Source organism: Deinococcus misasensis DSM 22328, from assembly GCF_000745915.1.
GTDB lineage: Bacteria > Deinococcota > Deinococci > Deinococcales > Deinococcaceae > Deinococcus_C > Deinococcus_C misasensis.
Window position 1 is genome coordinate 14,313 of sequence record NZ_KN050781.1, and the last position, 16,662, is coordinate 30,974.

Here is a 16,662-nt window from a genome sequence, read left to right on the forward strand (position 1 = left end):
CCATCAGAAAGGGTCAAGCAGGATTGGATATGGTCCTGAAAACCTTGACCAAAGTGCTTCTTTTGCTCTCGGCCCTGTGCCCTTGGCCCTCGGCGGGGCGCAGCCCCTATTGCCACCTTTCCCGGTCCTCCAGGGCTTCCCCCAGCAAATGGGGACGCACCTCTCCAATCAGGTACAGGCTTCCGGCCACCAGAGACCTTCCCTCGGGCAACAGGTCCAGAGCTTCCTGTGGTGTTGCTGCCACCTGAACCGGAACACTGATGTACGTTTTCAGGCTTTCAGGGTCTGCCGCTCTGGGACTCAGCACAGCGCGGGTCAGGATCACTTCTGAGGCGATCTGCTGCAGGGTTTCTGTCACACCAGAGAGGTCCTTGTCTGCTGCTGCACCAAACACCACTGGCATTTTTTCAATGCCCAGAGCTTGCAAAGCCGCCACCAGAGCCTGTGCCCCCTCTGGATTGTGGGCACCATCCAGCACGATGTCTTTGCCGTTCCAGTGAATCTGCTCCATCCGTCCGGGCCACTGGACCTGCAAGCGCTCTGGGACCTTGTGTCCGAGGGCCAGAGCTGCACTGACCGCGAGTGCTGTGTTCCGCATTTGATAGCTGCCCATCAAACTGGATTGGGTTTGGGCTGTCCCAAAAGGGGTCTGGACGGTCACTGAAATCCCCTCCCAACCATTTGCAAGGCCAGAGAATTGCAGGTCTTCTTCCAGCACATGCAAACCACTGCCCCGAATGAGGGCCTGCTGTCTGAGCACTTCCAGACCTTCTCCGGTGGCTCCGGTCAGGGTGGGCCTCTGGGGACGCATGATTCCGGCTTTCTCGAAGGCAATTTTGGCGTGGGTGTCTCCCAGAAACTGCATGTGGTCCAGTCCGATGCTCGCAATGATGCTGAGCACCGGGTCCAGAGCGTTGGTGGAATCAAAACGCCCACCCATGCCCACTTCCATGACCGCCACCTGCACCCCTCTGGCTTTGAACAGCACACAAGCCAGAGCCGTGATGATTTCAAAGAAACTGGCTTCGGTTTTTTCAGCCAGAGGTTTGAGGTCTTTTAAGGCCTGAATCACTTCTGAATCAGGGATTTCCTGACCTGAAACCTTGAAGCGCTCTGCAAAACGGGTCAGGTGCGGACTGGTGAACAGTCCGGTCTGAATCCCATTTTCACGCAAGATGGTCTCAAGGGTGGCACTGGTGGAGCCTTTTCCATTGGTGCCTCCCACCAGCACGGTTTGAAAGCTGCTCTGGGGATGGTCCAGCAATTCCAGCAGGCTCTGGATGCGTTCCAGACCGGGTTTGATGCTGCTCTGTCTTGCAAAAAGCCAGTCGAGGAGGTTCATGGTAAGCAGGGTACAGGATTTGCAAGCCGAGAGCCGAGAGCCGAGAGCCGAGAGCATCCTGCAATACGTTTACAAAAGGGTCAAGGGAATTTGTAGGGGCGAGGCGCGCCTCACCCTGTATTGCTGATGCCAAAGCCTTTTTTGCCCTTGGCCCTCGGCTCTCAGCCCTCGGCATTTCTTTCCCCCCTTACCATATGCATTTTTTATCGGTAAAGCTATTGACAACGTTTTCATTTTGGATTACATTGGCCTTACATCCTCAATCCATCCCACATCTGCTGGCACAACGTTCTGCCAGAGAGGAATCCCATGACCCGAAATGTCACCATCAAAGACATTGCCCGAGAGGCTGGTGTGTCGATCAGCACGGTTTCTCGCATCCTGAACAATGCACCTCTGGTTCGGGGCGAGAAGCGCCAGAAGGTGCTGGACGTCATCGAGCAGATGGGCTATGAACCCAACGCCAGTGCGCAGGGGTTGGTGCGTGGCAGGTCCATGACGGTCGGGGTTCTGACGCAAGACATTGCCTCTCCTTTTTACAGTGAAGTGTCGCGGGGCATTGATGTGGGTTTCTCAGGGACAGGGTACCAGCCGATCTTTGTGAATGGTCACTGGGAAGCACAGGATGAAGCCAGTGCAGTTGCCGCCCTCATTCGCCGTCAGGTGGACGGCCTCATCATTCTGGGAGGAAGATTACCGGAACAACAGTTGCATGCGCTCAGTGAGCGTTTTCCCCTGATCCTGATTGGCCGTGACGTGCCCGGACTGGAGCATTGTTGCCTGCGCGTGGATGACCTTGAGGGGGCTTATCTGGCCACCCGCCATTTGCTGGACCTCGGGCACAGACGCATTGCCCACCTTGCAGGCATCGCTTCCCACAAAGACGCCATGGAGCGCTTCGAAGGTTACCGCAAAGCCCTCTCTGAAGCTGGCATTCCTTTCGATCCAGAGCTGGTCTACGAGGGGGAATTCAACGAACCCTCGGGCATTCTGGCGGTGGAACGCTGGGTGTCTTCGGGCATCCATTTCAGTGCGATTTTTGCCGCCAACGACCAGATGGCTTACGGGGCCAGACTGGCCCTGTACCGACGCGGAATCCGTGTCCCAGAGGATGTTTCTCTGGTCGGTTATGACGATTTGCCCGCTTCCCGTTTTGCTTTGCCTCCCATGACTTCTGTGCACCAGCCCCTTTTCGAGATGGGAGAAATTGCGGCTCAAACTTTATTGACACGTTTGCAGAACAACGAATCCGAGATGTCCCCTGTATCTGTGACCCTGATGGTCCGTGAATCCACCCGGTATCACCGGAGATAAACCCCACTGTCTGCACAAACTGAAAACGTTCTCAGTCCAGTCACCCACTGGACAGGAGGTTCTGCATGTCGAAAAATGGCCGTTCCACCCTGCTTCTCAGCCTGACCCTGCTGCTCGCCAGTTGCAGCAATTACTCTGCCCCCCAGAGCAACACCTCTGAAGTCACCGCTCAGGACTGGGGCACCACCCCTCCCGCAGGGGCCAAAGGCGGACCCACCAACAACAACGGGGTGATCCTGAGCCCGGCCAGCACCGCAAATGCACTGGCCAAAGGCAAAACCCCCACCAACGAATTCTGGTCTTCGATTGTGTTCAAACGCTGGGCAGGCAACACCTACTCTGAGAACATGTTCGCCCATCCTCTGGCCATGAAAGCCAAGAGCGGAGGACTGGAAGTCAGCTATCCCAGAAATGTGCAAATTGTCGGCGCGCCCGGCCTTGAGAAATACGAGTACTCCTACAACCCAGACCTGACCATTGGGGTGGCCGGGCTGAATTCCCCGGATGTCAAAGCAGACGATTATGGCGATTGGACTGTCACCAGCCATTTCAGCGATGGAACCCGCACCCTGAAAACCACCTTCGGTCACGGCTTGCCTTTCGTGTATGCCACCAAAACCGGAGGGGATGCCCAGATCACCTTCATTGCCACCCCCACCGTGTGGAGCAATCAGGGGAACGTCCTCGGGGTCACGGTCAATGGCAAGCACTACGGCATTTTTGCACCCACCGGAGCCACCTGGAACCTGAACAACACTGTGGCAACCTCCACTCTGGCTGGGAAGGATTACTACTCGGTGGCTGTGCTGCCCGACAACACCGTCGCCACCCTCAATGATTACAAGCAGTACGCCTACAACTTCGTGACCGGCAGCACCGTGAGCTGGAACTACAACGCATCCACTGCCACCCTGACCACCACCTTCAACGTGACCACCACCGCCAGAGAAGGCACCACCACCGGAACCGTGCAGGCCCTGTACCGCCACCAGTGGATGAACTCGGCAAGCGTCAACACCGCTTACACCTACGTTTCCCCCAGAGGGGAAATGAAAGTGGTGAAGGGCACCAACACCTTCACCATGAGCCAGAAGTTTCAGGGGGTCCTGCCTTACCTGCCGGACAACGGCGCAGCCAACACCCTCAGCAAAACCCAACTGGCCGCCTACGTGAACGAAGCCAACACCTCTGCCACCCTGAACCCCACCGGAGATTCCTACTGGGTGGGCAAAGGGCTGGGTAAACTGGCCGAACTGGTCCCTCTGGCCGAACAGGTGGGCAACACGGCAGCACAAACCGCTTTCCTTGACGCCATCCAGAGGGTGTTGCAGGACTGGCTGGATGGGGTCGGACCCAACTACTTCTACTACAACAGCACCTGGGGCACCTTGATTGGCTACCCTCAGGGCTACGGCAGCGAAGAGGAACTGAACGACCACCACTTCCACTGGGGATACTTCATCAAGGCTGCTGCCATGCTGGCCAAGTACCGTCCCAACTGGGCCAGTGGCGCCACTCCCGGAGGCAAAACCTGGGGGGCCAGCATCAACGACCTGATCATGGACGCAGCCAACTGGACCACCAACACCAGCCAGTTCCCCCGCCTGAGAAACTTCGATCCCTACGCAGGACACTCATGGGCTGCTGGGCACTCAGGATTTGCTGCCGGAAACAATCAGGAGTCTTCCAGCGAAGACATGAACTTCTCCTCCGCTCTGGTGCAATGGGGCGCAGTGACCGGCAACACCGCCATTCGGGACCTCGGGATCTTCCTGTACACCAACGAAACCACCGCCATTGAGCAGTACTGGTTCAACCAGAGTGGTGGGGTCTTCCCTGCCGGGTTCAACAAACCTGCTGTGGGCATGGTGTGGGGCGATGGTGGCGCGTACTCCACATGGTTCTCTGGCGAAAAAGAGATGATTCAGGGCATCAACTTCCTGCCCATTCAGGCCGGAAGCCTGTACCTCGGGCGCAACCCCAACTACCTGAAAACCAACTATGACTTTTTGGGCCGTGAACCCAACGTCTGGAAGGACATTTTCTGGTCGGTCTACGCCATGTACGATGCTGCTGGAGCCATCAGCAAATTCAACGCTCAGGCCAGCACCTACACCCCCGAGGAGGGGGACAGCAAGGCCCGCACTTACCAGTTCCTGCACAGCCTGAATGCGATGGGTCAGGTGGATGCCACCGTCACAGCCAACATCCCGACTTACGGGGTCTTCAAGAAAGGCACCAGCAAGACTTACGTGGCCTACAACCCCGGCACTGCCAACGTGACCGTCAACTTCTCCGATGGGTACAGCATGGTGGTCGGACCCAAACAGGTGCTTTCCAGTCAGGGCAGCAACCCCTGCGGAACCGACACTTCTGCCCCCACCGTTCCAGCCGGACTGACTTCTCCCAGCAAAACCAGCACCAGTGTGAACCTGTCCTGGACGGGCTCCTCTGACAACTGCGGAGTGAGTGCTTACGAGGTGTACCAGAACGGTGCCCTCAAGACCACCGTGAGTGGCACCACCGCCAGCATCACGGGCCTGACCGCCAACACCGCCTACACCTTCAAGGTGCGTGCAAAAGACGCTGCTGGAAACCTGTCTGCCTTCACTGCTGACCTGTCTGTCACCACCTCTGCCCCCAACCCCTGCGACACCGATGCCACCGCACCCACCACCCCCGGAGCCCTCAGCAACCCGAGCAAGACCGACACCAGCCTGTCTTTAAGCTGGGGAGCCTCCTCTGACACCTGCGGAGTGAGTGCTTACGAGGTGTACCAGAACGGCGTGCTGAAAGCCACCGTGACCAGCACCAGCACCACCATCACGGGACTGACCGCCAACACCAGTTACCTGTTCAAAGTGCGGGCAAAAGACGCCAAAGGCAACCTGTCTCCCTTCAACACCGAAGTGAGCTACACCACCGCTGCGGTCACCACCCCCAACCTGCCCGGCACCGTGACCAGCAACGGCGGAGCCATCGCCAACGGCACCAGCAAGACTTTCCCCGTCAATGTGACCAGTGCAGGCACCTACCGCCTGAGCATCCAGAGCACCTCCTCGGTGAACAGCCGACTGATCAATGTCTCTTTTAACGGCACCAACTATGACCTTGCTGTGGACGCCGGACAGACCGTGATCGCCGACTTCCCCAACGTGACAGTCGGAACCAAGAACATCGTGATCACTGCCAAGTCGGACAGCGTGGTGATTGGCAGCATCTCGGGCAGCAACCTGACCGGAGGCACCCCCTGTGACACCGATGCCACTGCTCCCTCTGTGCCCACTGGCCTCACGGCACCCAGCAAAACCACCAGCAGCATCTCCCTGAGCTGGACGGCATCCACGGACAACTGTGGAGTGGCCAAGTACGAGGTGTATGTCAACGGGGTCCTGAATTCCAGCCCCACCACCAACAGTGCCACCGTTTCTGGCCTGACCGCCGGAGCCACCTACCTGATCAAAGTGCGTGCTCTGGACGCCAAAAACAACGCCTCCGCCTTCACCAGTGAGATTTCGGTGACCACCAACAACACCTCCACCACCATCCCCGGCGTGATCAGCACCAACGTGGGCAGCATCGCCAGCGGAACCAGCAAATCTTACACCCTGACCGTGGGTGCCACCAGCAACGTGCGCTTCCTGATCACCTCGAACAGCACCGCACCCAGCTCTGGATTCACCGTCAACTTCAACGGCGTGAGCGTCCCCCTCTCGATTGGCGCAGGCCAGACCATCAATGTGGACTTCGCCAACGTAGGTGCAGGCAGCAAGACCCTCACCATCACCGCCAACACTGCCAATGTCTCGATTGGAAAGCTGGAAGCTGTGAATTACTGAAGTTTTAAGCGAAAAAGTCCCTCAGGAAGTTTCTGGGGGGCTTTTTTGTTTGCCGAGCGCTGAGGGCCGAGAGCCGAGGGCAGGGTGCAAGGACAAGCCTTTGGCAAGAGGCTGTTTGGGCATGAAGCATTCGCCTTGGCTTTACAGATGTGCCCTCGGCCCTCGGCTCTCGGCCCTTGGCGAAGTAAAATACCCCCATGCTCACCGCCCACCTGCAGCTTCACCGCGACCACCTGCTGGCCCATCAGGAGCAGCAGAAATTGTTCGTGCTGCTGACCCTCAAGCCCGACGAATCGGCCCTGAAGGCCAGAGCCCCACTCAGGGTGGCGTTTGTGGTGGACACTTCGGGCAGCATGCGTGAAGGGGTCACTGCCCCTGAAGCTTCCAAGGTGCGCAACAAGATGGATCTGGTGATTGAGTCCCTGCAGAACATCCTGACCTCGGGATTGCTGATCCCGGAGGACCAACTGAGCATTGTGCAGTTTGATGATCGGGCGTCTGTGCTTGCTGGCCTGACCAGTGGACAGCAAAGGGTGAAACTGCTGGCAGCAGCAGAGCGTCTGGAATGGCACTTTGGTGGAACGCACATGGGAGCCGGGATGACCCTCGGGCGTGAACTTTTGCAAAACCAGTCCGGGGTCACACGCATGGTGCTTTTGACCGATGGCCAGACCGAGGATGAAAATCTGGTCCAGAGTGAAACCCGCTTGCTGGCCGAGCAACACATTCCTGTCACCACCGTCGGGGTGGGAGATGAGGTCAACACCGAACTCTTGATTTCCATCACCGACCAGACGCAGGGGAAACCCATGGATGTGGTCCCGGACCATCAACATCCGCAACCTCCAGCTGTCAGGGCCTCAGATCTGCCCGCTGCTTTGCTGGGCGACCTCAGGCAAAGCGTTTCCGAAGTGGTCACACAGGTGAACCTGAGCGTGAAAACCGTGCGGGAGGTGACTCTGGGCCGCATCACACGGGTCTTTCCCACCCAGACCGAAGTGGACCTGTCCAAGCAGCCCTTTGCTCTGGGCAATCTGGGCGGTCAGGGCGGAGCTTCTTTCATTCTGGAGTTCACTTTGCCTGCAAGACCCCCCGCCCGCATCCGTCTGGCCCAACTGGGAATCACCTATCAGGTGCCGGGAGCGCAGTTCACTGGCGAACTTCCTCCCATCGATGTGGTGGCGGAATTCACCTCTCAGGAGGAGGTGGCTGGCAAGCTGAAACCTGAAGTGATGCAATTTGTGCAGCAGCGCAATGTCGAGGGCTTGCTTTCACAGGCGATCCACGAATCCCAGAGCAACCCAGAGCAAGCCCAAAAAACCCTGCAACTGGCCCGAGAAGTCACCAAACGCCTTGGAAACCACACCATGACGCAGGCTCTGGACCGCGCCTTGCAGGAACTGGGGGCAGGTCAGGGATTGACTGCTTCCACCAGCAAAACCCTGCGCATCGGGGCCAAAACCCAGACGGTGAAAAGCGCAGACATTCCCCTTTCGGATGAAGAAATCCGGCGGATCAGCGGAACATGAGCCTCCCTGACCGCGTAATGGAACGTATGGAGAAGTTGCCATGACCCGAGCTTCAACCGCCTGGTTGCCCGCCGCCCTTGCTGGAGGTCTGGGAGGCTTTCTGGGCTTTTTCATTGCCGAAAACACCGTAGTGGACATCGGATACAACGCTGGATATTGGGGCGGAGTGCTGGGAACGGCCTTGCTGACCGGAGTCCTTTCGGTGCCACTGAGCGCAACACTGGTGGTTGCAGAAAACCTCTGGGGCTTGCGTGGTCGCTGGAACCGCGATCTGGTCAAAATTCTGTTGCCAGCTCTGGTGGTGGGTGCAGTGGCCGGAGGGGTGGCCCAGATGTTTTACTCGTGGCTGCTGGCCCTCACCTCCACAGGACAGACCACCCGGTTCATGCGGGCTCTGGCATGGACCCTGCTGGGTGCTGGAGTGGGCCTGCTGCTGGGCTATACCGAGCGCTCCTTCAAAAAAGCCCTGCGTGGCCTGCTGGGAGGGGCCGCAGGTGGCTTTCTGGGTGGCCTGATGTTCGACAGTTTTGCGATGTTCTCTCTGGGTGCAGGAGACACTGGCACCGTTTCCCGAGCCGTGGGTTTCACGGTGCTCGGGGCAGCCATCGGACTGATGCTGCAGGTCACACAGGACCTGCTGAAAAGTGCATGGCTGATCGGGACCAGCAAAGGACCTTACGAGGGTAAGCAGTACATCCTGAGCAAGAATCTGGTCACGGTGGGCCGTTCAGATGCCAACGACATTGCCCTCTACCATGACCAGAGTGCTCCTTTGCAGGCTGGAAAACTGCTCCGTCAGGGAGGACTCTGGTTCTGGGAGGGCGAAAACATCCTGATCAATGGACAGCCAACCCGCAAAAAACCCCTGAAATCCGGAGACCGTTTGAGAATTGGCCAGAACGACTTTGTGTTTCAGGAAAAACGCGCCGTGGAACCTGATGAACTTCAGGACCGCTACCTGCTGCACAGCAACACCCATTCCTACCCCTTGCCTCCGCAGTTCTCAAAACTGATCCTCGGGCAGACCGGCGATGTGCAAATTCCAGAGGACGGGGTGCAGGACCACCACGCCGAATTGCAGGTGAAACAGGGCCAACTCTATGTGCTGGCTCTGGGAGAGGTGTCTGTGAATGACCAGAGCCTGCAGAAAGGCAGTGCTCTGGCCCTCAAAGCGGGAGACATCATCAAGTTGGCGCAGGTGGAGTTGGCGTTGTTGAAGGACAGGTGATGGGCTCAGAGCCTTGTAGGGGCGAGGCGTGCCTCGCCCTGAGGCAGAGAGCCAAGAGCCAAGAGCCAAGAGCCTGATGTTCTACACAGCAAAAACCATCAAGGGAAATATGTGTAGGGGCGTAGCGTGCTACGCCCTTCAACGCTTCAGCCAAAGCTTTATTGCCCCTCGGCCCTGAGCCCTCGGCCCTGAGCCCTTGGCCCTCGGCGGGCGAAGCCCTTCAGCCGAAATACTTCTCAAACGCAGGCACAACCTGCTTCTTGCGGGAAATGCGGTTCCCGAGGTCAGCGACCTGCTCCACGGTGTCTGCACCGAAAACGCCTTTGATGATCTCGGCGTGGGCATCGTCCAGCACGAAGGTCTGGTTGGTTTCTTCGAGGATGTCCACGACAGAGAAGAACACACCGGTCAGACCCTTGGCGTCTTTTTCTTGCTGCATGGCAGCCAGAATTTCGGCTTTGCGACCCAGAGCGTAGCCGGGGTTGGTGGTTTCCATGACGCCCAGACCGTAGGTGTTGCCTCCGAAGGGGAACACTTTGTAGTCCAGTTTGAGCAGTTTGTCGGCAGGGGTGTCGCCGAGGTCGCTCTTGGCAGCAAACATCTCCAGAGCGTAAGCCTTGATGTCAGAAACGCCAGCAATCTGGGCCAGGTAGGTGCCAATTTCACGGTCGGTGTCGGTGGTGGTGGGGCTTCTGAAATGCAGGGTGTCACTCAGGATGGCAGACAGCATCAGTTTGGCTTCCCAAACTTCGATGGGCTGGTTGTGCTCGCGGTACAGCTTGGTGAGGATGGTTCCGGTGCATCCGACAGGCTCGAAGCGCAGGTAAAGGGGATCTTTGGAGGTCAGGTCCCCAAGTTTGTGGTGGTCCACCACACGGGTCACTTTCAGGCTGCCCAGACCGGCAAGGCTCTGGCCGGATTCGTTGTGGTCCACGAGGGCCACTTCGGTGCCTTCAGGGAGGGATTCGAGGAGTTCAGGAACCTCTACACCCGCTTGTTGCAGCACAAAAGCGGTTTCGTTGTTGAGGTCGCCCAGACGGTAGGCTCTGGCAGCCACGCCCAGCTTGGAGAGCAGGCTTGCATACACAATGGCAGAGGTGATGGCATCGGTGTCGGGATTGGTGTGTCCAAAAACAGGCAGTGTCATAACGATTTCCAGTATAAATGGTGTTCCTCTGGAGGAAACCCTCGAATACCAAACAAGTGACAAGTTCGATCAGGTTTTGTGCAGCAAACAGCAAAAACCCGGACCTCTGGGGTCCGGGCATGGGTTTCAGATGGGTTTCAGATGGCTTTACAGGGAACACTTCACAGCGAACAGCAAGATGAACATGCCAGTATTCTCAAATTCAGAAGTTACTGCGTTTCACAGTGAAATAGAAGGATTCAAAAGAATCCTTCTATTTCAAACAACACGACCTCAAGCATCAACCTCTTATTTCTCTGTCAAATGCTTTAAAACACGTTCAGAATCATCTTCAAAAAGATGCAGGGGTCAGGGACAAGAGCAGATGATGCCCTTCTCTGTAAACGGTCAACCCTTAAGGACGACGGTTGGTCGTCGTGGTGGTGCTTTCCACGCTGTCGTTCATCTGCATTTCGCCGGGAGAGGGGTCACGGCGACGGGTGGAACCCACTGCAGAGATGATGGCAATGCCGGCCAGAACAATGGCACCAATCCAGATCCACTGGTCGGCCACCCCGAGGCTGTTGGCTGCCCATGCCAGACCACCAATCACAATCGCAAAACCAATGATATAAATCGCAAACGAAGACATCTTTTCCTCCTTTGGTTGCTGTTCTCAGCACACCGTTTGTCTTTCTGACTTCATGATGACCCCTCGGGCCTGACGCGCAATGAGAGGCAGAGGGCGAAAATTTCACAGTGTTTTGAATTTGTCTTTTGCTGGTCTTTAATTGGCAAGAATTGCTGCAAAAAAATGGAAGCACAAAACACAAAGTCCCCCAATTCAGGGGGACCAGAGCATCAGAATGAAATTCAGTGTTTGCCAAAATGGCCCAGCATGGGCACATTGGGCTTCCAGGGGAGCACTTCGATGATTTCGCCGTACAGGTCGTATTCGTCGGCGTCTTCAACCAAAACGCGCACGATGTCACCGATCTTGATGCTGCCTGCGGGGATGGCTCTGGCGGCTTCGGATTCGGCCAGTTCGCCGTGCACGCACATCACGCTGCCGTCAATGCCAGGGGCGTCCCATTTGCTGCGGCCAATCAGTTGTCCGGGTTCTTCGTTGTAATCGTCAATGATCACTTCGATCACACGACCAATCTTTTCCTGCATGCGTTCCAGAGAAATTTCCTGCTGCACGGCCATGAAGCGCTCAAGGCGGTCCTGTTTGACCTCCTCGGGGACCTGATCTGCAAAGCGGGTGGCGTCTGCTTCTTCCACATCGGAGTAGGTGAAGCATCCCACGCGGTCCAGCCTTGCTTCACGCAGGAATTCGAGCAGAAGCTGGAAATCCTCTTCGGTTTCGCCGGGGAATCCCACAATGAAGGTGCTGCGGATGGCGAGGTCCGGGCAGATGTCGCGCCAGCGTTTGATGGTTTCCAGTTGCTTGCCTGCACCGGGACGGCGCATGGCTTTGAGCACTTTGGGACTGGCGTGCTGAAGGGGAACATCCAGATAAGGCAGGATTTTCCCTTCGGCCATGAGTTTGACCACCTCGTCCACGTGGGGGTAGGGGTACACGTAGTGCATGCGCACCCATGCGCCCATTTCACCGAGTTTGGTGGCCAGATCGATCAGGTGGGCTTTCACCTGACCGCCCTGAAACTCGGATTCGCGGTGGCGGATGTCCACGCCGTAAGCACTGGTGTCCTGAGAGATCACCATGATCTCTTTGGTGCCCGAGGCGATCAGGCGGAAAGCCTCATAGAGCACCTCTCCGGCATCTCTGGACACTTGCAAACCGCGCAGTTTGGGGATGATGCAGAAAGCGCACTTGTGGTTGCAGCCTTCAGCAATTTTCAGGTAAGCGTAATGTTTGGGGGTCAGCTTCACGCCTGTATCGGGGATCAGGGAGGTGAAGGGGTTGGTGTCTGGAGGAATCAGTTCGTGGATGGCGTCCATGACCCCTTCCACATCCTGAGAACCGGTGATGGAGTGCACTTTGGGATGGCGCTCCAGAATGGTCTCGGGACGTTCCCCGAGGCATCCGGTCACAATCACTTTTCCGGTGGCGTCCAGAGCTTCACCGATGGCGGAAAGCGACTCTTCCACAGCAGGCGTGATGAAACCGCAGGTGTTCACGATGACGGTATCGGCCTCCTCGTAGGTGGGGGCAATGTGATAGCCTTCCGCGCGAAGCTGCGTGAGAATGCGTTCGCTGTCCACAAGGGCCTTGGGGCAACCGAGACTGATAAAACCGACTTTTTTGATGTCTACACCCTGCGTCACAAAAAAACATTGTATGACAAATGACAGGGCTTGGGTGGCATTGGGTCACAATTTTGCAGGAGCGCGCGGGTACTGTTTGGGCAATGCCAACAGAGAGCCATCAGCTTTCAGCAGTCAGCAAGAAGGAAGGTCTTCCGATCAACCAGCTGGTTTTCAAAGCAAAAGCTTCTGGATGTGCTTTTCACTGAACGCTGATGGCTGACCGCTGACCGCTCCCATGATTCATTTCAAGCATTTCAGTCAGCAGGCTTTGATCGCTTTCGTTTCCTAAACTCTGGCCTTTCGATCAGACCACTTGATCAAAAACAACGACCAGAGGCCCGGCGTAGACACAAATTCCATTTTCTTCATGAAACGTTTCCAAAAACCAGTCTTTTCAGGAAAGCCCCTCCCAGAGCCTGAAAACCCATTGATCACGCACAGATCTTGCAGATTGATCAAGATGTGATTAATATCAGATCAATCACCAATCATTCTGATCAAGCAAATTGATCAAATTGCGCAGAGGGCAGGTCTTTCACCTGAGATGCTCTGGCGTGTTTGACCTTTTTGCACGTTCGGACCGTCATCCCAGAAGTTCCATGCGAAGGAGAGCGTACATGAAACCATCTGCCATCAAACTGTTTGCCCTTGGTGCTGCCCTGATCAGCACCGCCGCCCTTGCCACCGATGTGAAAGTGGTGATTCCTTACTACAGCGCAGCCACCGAACCTTTCTTCAAGAAGATGGAAGCTGGCTACGAAAAAGCCAATCCCGGCGTGGACATCAAACTGGAAATCGTCAACTGGGACAACCTTTATGACAAACTCACCACCGACATTGCAGGTGGCACTGCACCCGACATCTCCATCATCGGCACCCGCTGGCTTACGGATTTTGTGAAAAACGACATCGTGGAACCTCTGGACGGTTACATGAGCGCCAGCGTGAAAAATGGTTTCATTGATGCGTTCTTGGAGCCCGGAAAACTGCAAGGCAAGATTTACGGTCTGCCCGTGGCTGCTTCTGCCCGCGCCATGTACTACAACAAAGACGTGCTGGCCAAAGCAGGGGTGAAAAACCCACCCAAAAGCTGGACTGAACTCCAGAGCGCCTGCAAAAAGATTGTGGCCGCCAAAATCAAAGACACCTACTGCTTCGGTCTGCAAGGCAAAGAAGTGGAAACCGATGCTTACTGGTACTACGCCCTGTGGTCCTACGGCGGAAACATCGTGGTGAACGGCAAGAGCGGCGTGAATTCTGCCGCTGGCATCAAAGCCGCCAACCTGTACAAGAGCCTGATCGACAACAAATACACCCAGCCCGGCGTGACCGGATACAGCCGCGAAAACGTGCAGGACCTGTTCAAACAGGGACGCCTCGGGTTTGTGATCACTGCCCCCTTCCTGATTGGTCAGATCACCAAGGAAGCCCCCAAACTGAATTACGGCATCACCGCCATTCCCAAAGGCACCAAATCTGCGACCTACGGCGTAACCGACTCCATCGCCCTGTTCAAAACCTCCAAAGTCAAAAAAGAGGCTTTTGATTTCATGGCTTACGTGCTCGATGCCAAGCAGCACATTGAATTCACCAAAAACGAAGGCTTCTTGCCCATCGCCAAAGGTGAAGCCAGCGATCCTTACTTCGCCAACAACGCCCAGCTGAAAATCTTCACAGGCATGCTGCCGGTCGCCAAATTTGCCCCCAACATCGCCGACTGGGAAAAAGTCGCCGATGCCACCAGCCGCGCCCTGCAAAGCATTTACCTCGGTCAAAAAGACGTGAAGACCGCACTGAACGCCGCTGCCTCTGAGGCCAATCAGGTCATCAAGTAACCCTCCTGCCTTCTTCTCTTCTTTCTCTCCCCAATTGACCGGTTCCGGTCCAGAGCAGATCCCGTGCGCAGCCTCCAGCATCGTCATCCTTTGCATCCACTGACGTTTTTCCTGCTGCGCACGGAACCTCTTTTTTCACAGGAGCACCACCATGAAACCAGAAAAATTTTCCGCCACGGCCCTGCTCTTTCCCAGCCTGCTGATGGCCCTGATCGTGCTCGGGTATCCGGTGTACGAACTTTTGAACACCAGCGCTCACAGCGTCAACAAGTTTTTCAATGTTGGAGATTTTGTTGCTTTCCAGAATTACCAGAGCCTGTTTCAGGATGAATTTTTCCGGGCAGCTCTGGTGCGCACCGTTTACTGGACGGTGCTGGTGGTGGGTGGGACCGTGCTGCTGTCTTTTCCCATCGCCATGATCCTGAACGAAGACTTTTATGGGCGTTCTCTGGCCCGCACCATCATTTTGCTGCCCTGGGCGGTTTCTTTGACCATCATGGCGGTGGTCTGGCGCTGGGCACTGAACGGTGAAAGTGGGCTTCTCAACCTCACCCTGCAGTCTCTGGGCATCACCCATGAGCGAATCCAGTGGCTCGCCGAATCCAGCACCAGTTTCCCGATGGCCATCATGATCGGGGTGCTGGTCTCGATTCCCTTCACCGTGACTGTGCTGCTGGGAGGACTCAGTTCCCTGCCCAAAGACGTGTACGAGGCCGCCAGAGTGGACGGGGCCTCGGGCTCGATCATGTTCACCCACATCACCATGCCCATGATGCGTCCCTTTGTCAGCATTGCGGTGGTGCTGAACGTGATTTACGTGTTCAACAGCTTCCCCATCCTGTGGGTCCTCACCGAAGGGGGACCGGTGAACTCCACCGATGTGCTGGTCACCTACCTGTACAAGGCCACCAGTGCCAAATTCTTCGGGGATCCCGGCAAGGGTGCCGCTCTGGGCATCATCATGCTGGTGCTGTTGATGCTGTTCAGCCTGATTTACGCCCGCATCGCCAAAGAGGGGGAGGATGTCCGTGCTTAAACAAGTCCACAGTGTCCCAAAAACCAACGTCAGAAAGCAGAACCTGATGCAATCCAAAAGTTTCAAAAGCGTGCTGTTCTGGTTGATCCTCAGCCCCATCGTGATCCTGACCCTGTTCCCGTATGCGGTCATGATCACCACCGCCCTCAAGCCTGCCACTGAAATTTACAGCAACCCGCCCACCTGGTTTGGCACCCATCTGGAATGGGGCAACTTTTCCAGAGTCTGGGAAATGGGATTCGGCCAGAACATGCTGAACAGCATCTGGGTCACGCTGGCCGCCACTTTTCTGGCCTTGCTGGTGAGTTTTCCTGCTGCTTACAGCCTGAGCCGTTTTAACCACTCCAAAAGGTTCTCGGGGTTTTACCGTCAATTTCTGCTGGCCACCCAGATGCTCAGTCCGATCATCATCACGGTGGGGATTTTCAAGGTGGTCGCCAGCCTGAAAATGATCGACAGCTTCACCCCTCTGATTCTGATTTACGCCACCTTCAACATCGCCTTTTGCACGTGGATGCTGCAAAGCTACTTCAACACCATCCCCGGTGAACTTGAGGAGGCTGCATGGATCGACGGCTGCTCCCGCTTCCAGAGTTTCACCCACATCTTCTTGCCTCTGGCCTTGCCTGCAACTGCAATTGCTGCCCTGTTCAGCTTCATTTACTGCTGGAACGAGTTTGTGCTGGCCTTTCTGGTGCTCAGAACCCCCGAGCATGCCACCATCACCATGCGGGTGTTCAGTCTGGTGGGAGGCCGTTACACCGTCGAGTGGGAACTGGTGATGGCCGCTGCCGTGCTCGCCACCCTGCCCATGGTGCTGATGTTCGTGTTCCTGCAAAGGCAAATCATCCGGGGTCTGGCCATGGGTTCCATCAAGTGATGCTCTAAATCTGCAAATCCACTTCCTTGACTGGTGTGCGCCATCCTTTTGTGGGGTGGCGCACGGTTTTTGTGGTTTCTCAGGAACTTCAGGCATGCTGGAAGCATCCAAGTGTTCAAGGGGAAACCATCAAGCGAACATTTTCCACTGCTGACCCCTGTTTTGAGAAAAAACTTAAGAAAGGGTCAAGCTGACCTTCAAGTGGACTTCAGTTTGACTTTCTAAGGTGTGATGGGAAGTTTGTCCACTTCAGGAGGCA

The 16,662-nt window shown here is 56.3% G+C and carries 11 protein-coding genes; 7 read left to right on the top strand and 4 right to left on the bottom strand.

All coding sequences use genetic code 11. The features are described from left to right. Positions 1-106 precede the first annotated feature (106 nt). Complete coding sequence (locus Q371_RS23400; RefSeq protein ID WP_034345552.1) at positions 107-1,342, bottom strand: bifunctional folylpolyglutamate synthase/dihydrofolate synthase; 1,236 nt, start codon at positions 1,340-1,342, stop codon at positions 107-109. Positions 1,343-1,651: 309 nt separating this feature from the next. Between Q371_RS23400 and Q371_RS23405 the strand changes: the two genes are divergently transcribed. The 4 genes from Q371_RS23405 to Q371_RS23420 all read left to right on the top strand — a co-directional run bounded on the left by Q371_RS23405 (position 1,652) and on the right by Q371_RS23420 (position 9,252). Further along, a complete protein-coding gene (locus Q371_RS23405) occupies positions 1,652-2,656 on the top strand; it encodes a LacI family DNA-binding transcriptional regulator (protein ID WP_034345554.1) in 1,005 nt (334 codons plus the stop codon). A 65-nt stretch (positions 2,657-2,721) separates the two neighbouring features. Further along, positions 2,722-6,495, top strand: coding sequence for a glycosyl hydrolase (locus tag Q371_RS23410; protein ID WP_169743918.1), 3,774 nt, complete (start codon positions 2,722-2,724; stop codon positions 6,493-6,495). 197 nt (positions 6,496-6,692) lie between these two features. Beyond that, positions 6,693-8,024 (top strand): vWA domain-containing protein, encoded by a 1,332-nt coding sequence (locus tag Q371_RS23415; protein WP_034345556.1) that lies wholly within the window; start codon positions 6,693-6,695, stop codon positions 8,022-8,024. A 40-nt stretch (positions 8,025-8,064) separates the two neighbouring features. Then, positions 8,065-9,252 carry an FHA domain-containing protein gene (locus Q371_RS23420; RefSeq protein ID WP_034345558.1) on the top strand — a complete coding sequence of 396 codons (1,188 nt, stop codon included), beginning with the start codon at positions 8,065-8,067 and terminating at the stop codon, positions 9,250-9,252. A gap of 220 nt (positions 9,253-9,472) precedes the next feature. Here Q371_RS23420 and Q371_RS23425 read toward each other — a convergent pair whose 3' ends face one another. The 3 genes from Q371_RS23425 to rimO all read right to left on the bottom strand — a co-directional run bounded on the left by Q371_RS23425 (position 9,473) and on the right by rimO (position 12,670). After that, entirely contained in the window at positions 9,473-10,399 is a 927-nt protein-coding gene (locus Q371_RS23425; RefSeq protein WP_034345560.1) for a manganese-dependent inorganic pyrophosphatase, read from the bottom strand. Between the two features lie 394 nt (positions 10,400-10,793). Next, the gene (locus Q371_RS23430; protein WP_051965153.1) at positions 10,794-11,030 is read right to left on the bottom strand and encodes a hypothetical protein; all 237 of its coding nucleotides are present in this window, start codon (positions 11,028-11,030) and stop codon (positions 10,794-10,796) included. A gap of 221 nt (positions 11,031-11,251) precedes the next feature. Beyond that, positions 11,252-12,670, bottom strand: a complete 1,419-nt coding sequence (gene rimO, locus Q371_RS23435) for a 30S ribosomal protein S12 methylthiotransferase RimO (protein ID WP_034345562.1) — start codon at positions 12,668-12,670, stop codon at positions 11,252-11,254. Positions 12,671-13,269: 599 nt separating this feature from the next. Here rimO and Q371_RS23445 point away from each other — a divergent pair. The 3 genes from Q371_RS23445 (at position 13,270) to Q371_RS23455 (ending at position 16,403) form a co-directional block, all read left to right on the top strand. Continuing rightward, complete coding sequence (locus Q371_RS23445) at positions 13,270-14,487, top strand: ABC transporter substrate-binding protein (protein ID WP_034345566.1); 1,218 nt, start codon at positions 13,270-13,272, stop codon at positions 14,485-14,487. Between the two features lie 151 nt (positions 14,488-14,638). Then, on the top strand, positions 14,639-15,523 hold the full coding sequence (locus Q371_RS23450; protein WP_034345568.1) for a carbohydrate ABC transporter permease: 885 nt from the start codon (positions 14,639-14,641) through the stop codon (positions 15,521-15,523). Continuing rightward, the gene (locus Q371_RS23455) at positions 15,516-16,403 is read left to right on the top strand and encodes a carbohydrate ABC transporter permease (RefSeq protein WP_211253890.1); all 888 of its coding nucleotides are present in this window, start codon (positions 15,516-15,518) and stop codon (positions 16,401-16,403) included. The genes Q371_RS23450 and Q371_RS23455 overlap by 8 nt, the downstream gene beginning before the upstream one ends. Positions 16,404-16,662: the final 259 nt, after the last annotated feature.

What these genes read in the sequence shown, in the direction of transcription:
- Q371_RS23400 (WP_034345552.1), bottom strand. Translation starts at nt 1,342, where the DNA reads ATGAACCTCCTCGACTGGCTTTTTGCAAGACAGAGCAGCATCAAACCC.
- Q371_RS23405 (WP_034345554.1), top strand. Translation starts at nt 1,652, where the DNA reads ATGACCCGAAATGTCACCATCAAAGACATTGCCCGAGAGGCTGGTGTG.
- Q371_RS23410 (WP_169743918.1), top strand. Translation starts at nt 2,722, where the DNA reads ATGTCGAAAAATGGCCGTTCCACCCTGCTTCTCAGCCTGACCCTGCTG.
- Q371_RS23415 (WP_034345556.1), top strand. Translation starts at nt 6,693, where the DNA reads ATGCTCACCGCCCACCTGCAGCTTCACCGCGACCACCTGCTGGCCCAT.
- Q371_RS23420 (WP_034345558.1), top strand. Translation starts at nt 8,065, where the DNA reads ATGACCCGAGCTTCAACCGCCTGGTTGCCCGCCGCCCTTGCTGGAGGT.
- Q371_RS23425 (WP_034345560.1), bottom strand. Translation starts at nt 10,399, where the DNA reads ATGACACTGCCTGTTTTTGGACACACCAATCCCGACACCGATGCCATC.
- Q371_RS23430 (WP_051965153.1), bottom strand. Translation starts at nt 11,030, where the DNA reads ATGTCTTCGTTTGCGATTTATATCATTGGTTTTGCGATTGTGATTGGT.
- Q371_RS23445 (WP_034345566.1), top strand. Translation starts at nt 13,270, where the DNA reads ATGAAACCATCTGCCATCAAACTGTTTGCCCTTGGTGCTGCCCTGATC.
- Q371_RS23450 (WP_034345568.1), top strand. Translation starts at nt 14,639, where the DNA reads ATGAAACCAGAAAAATTTTCCGCCACGGCCCTGCTCTTTCCCAGCCTG.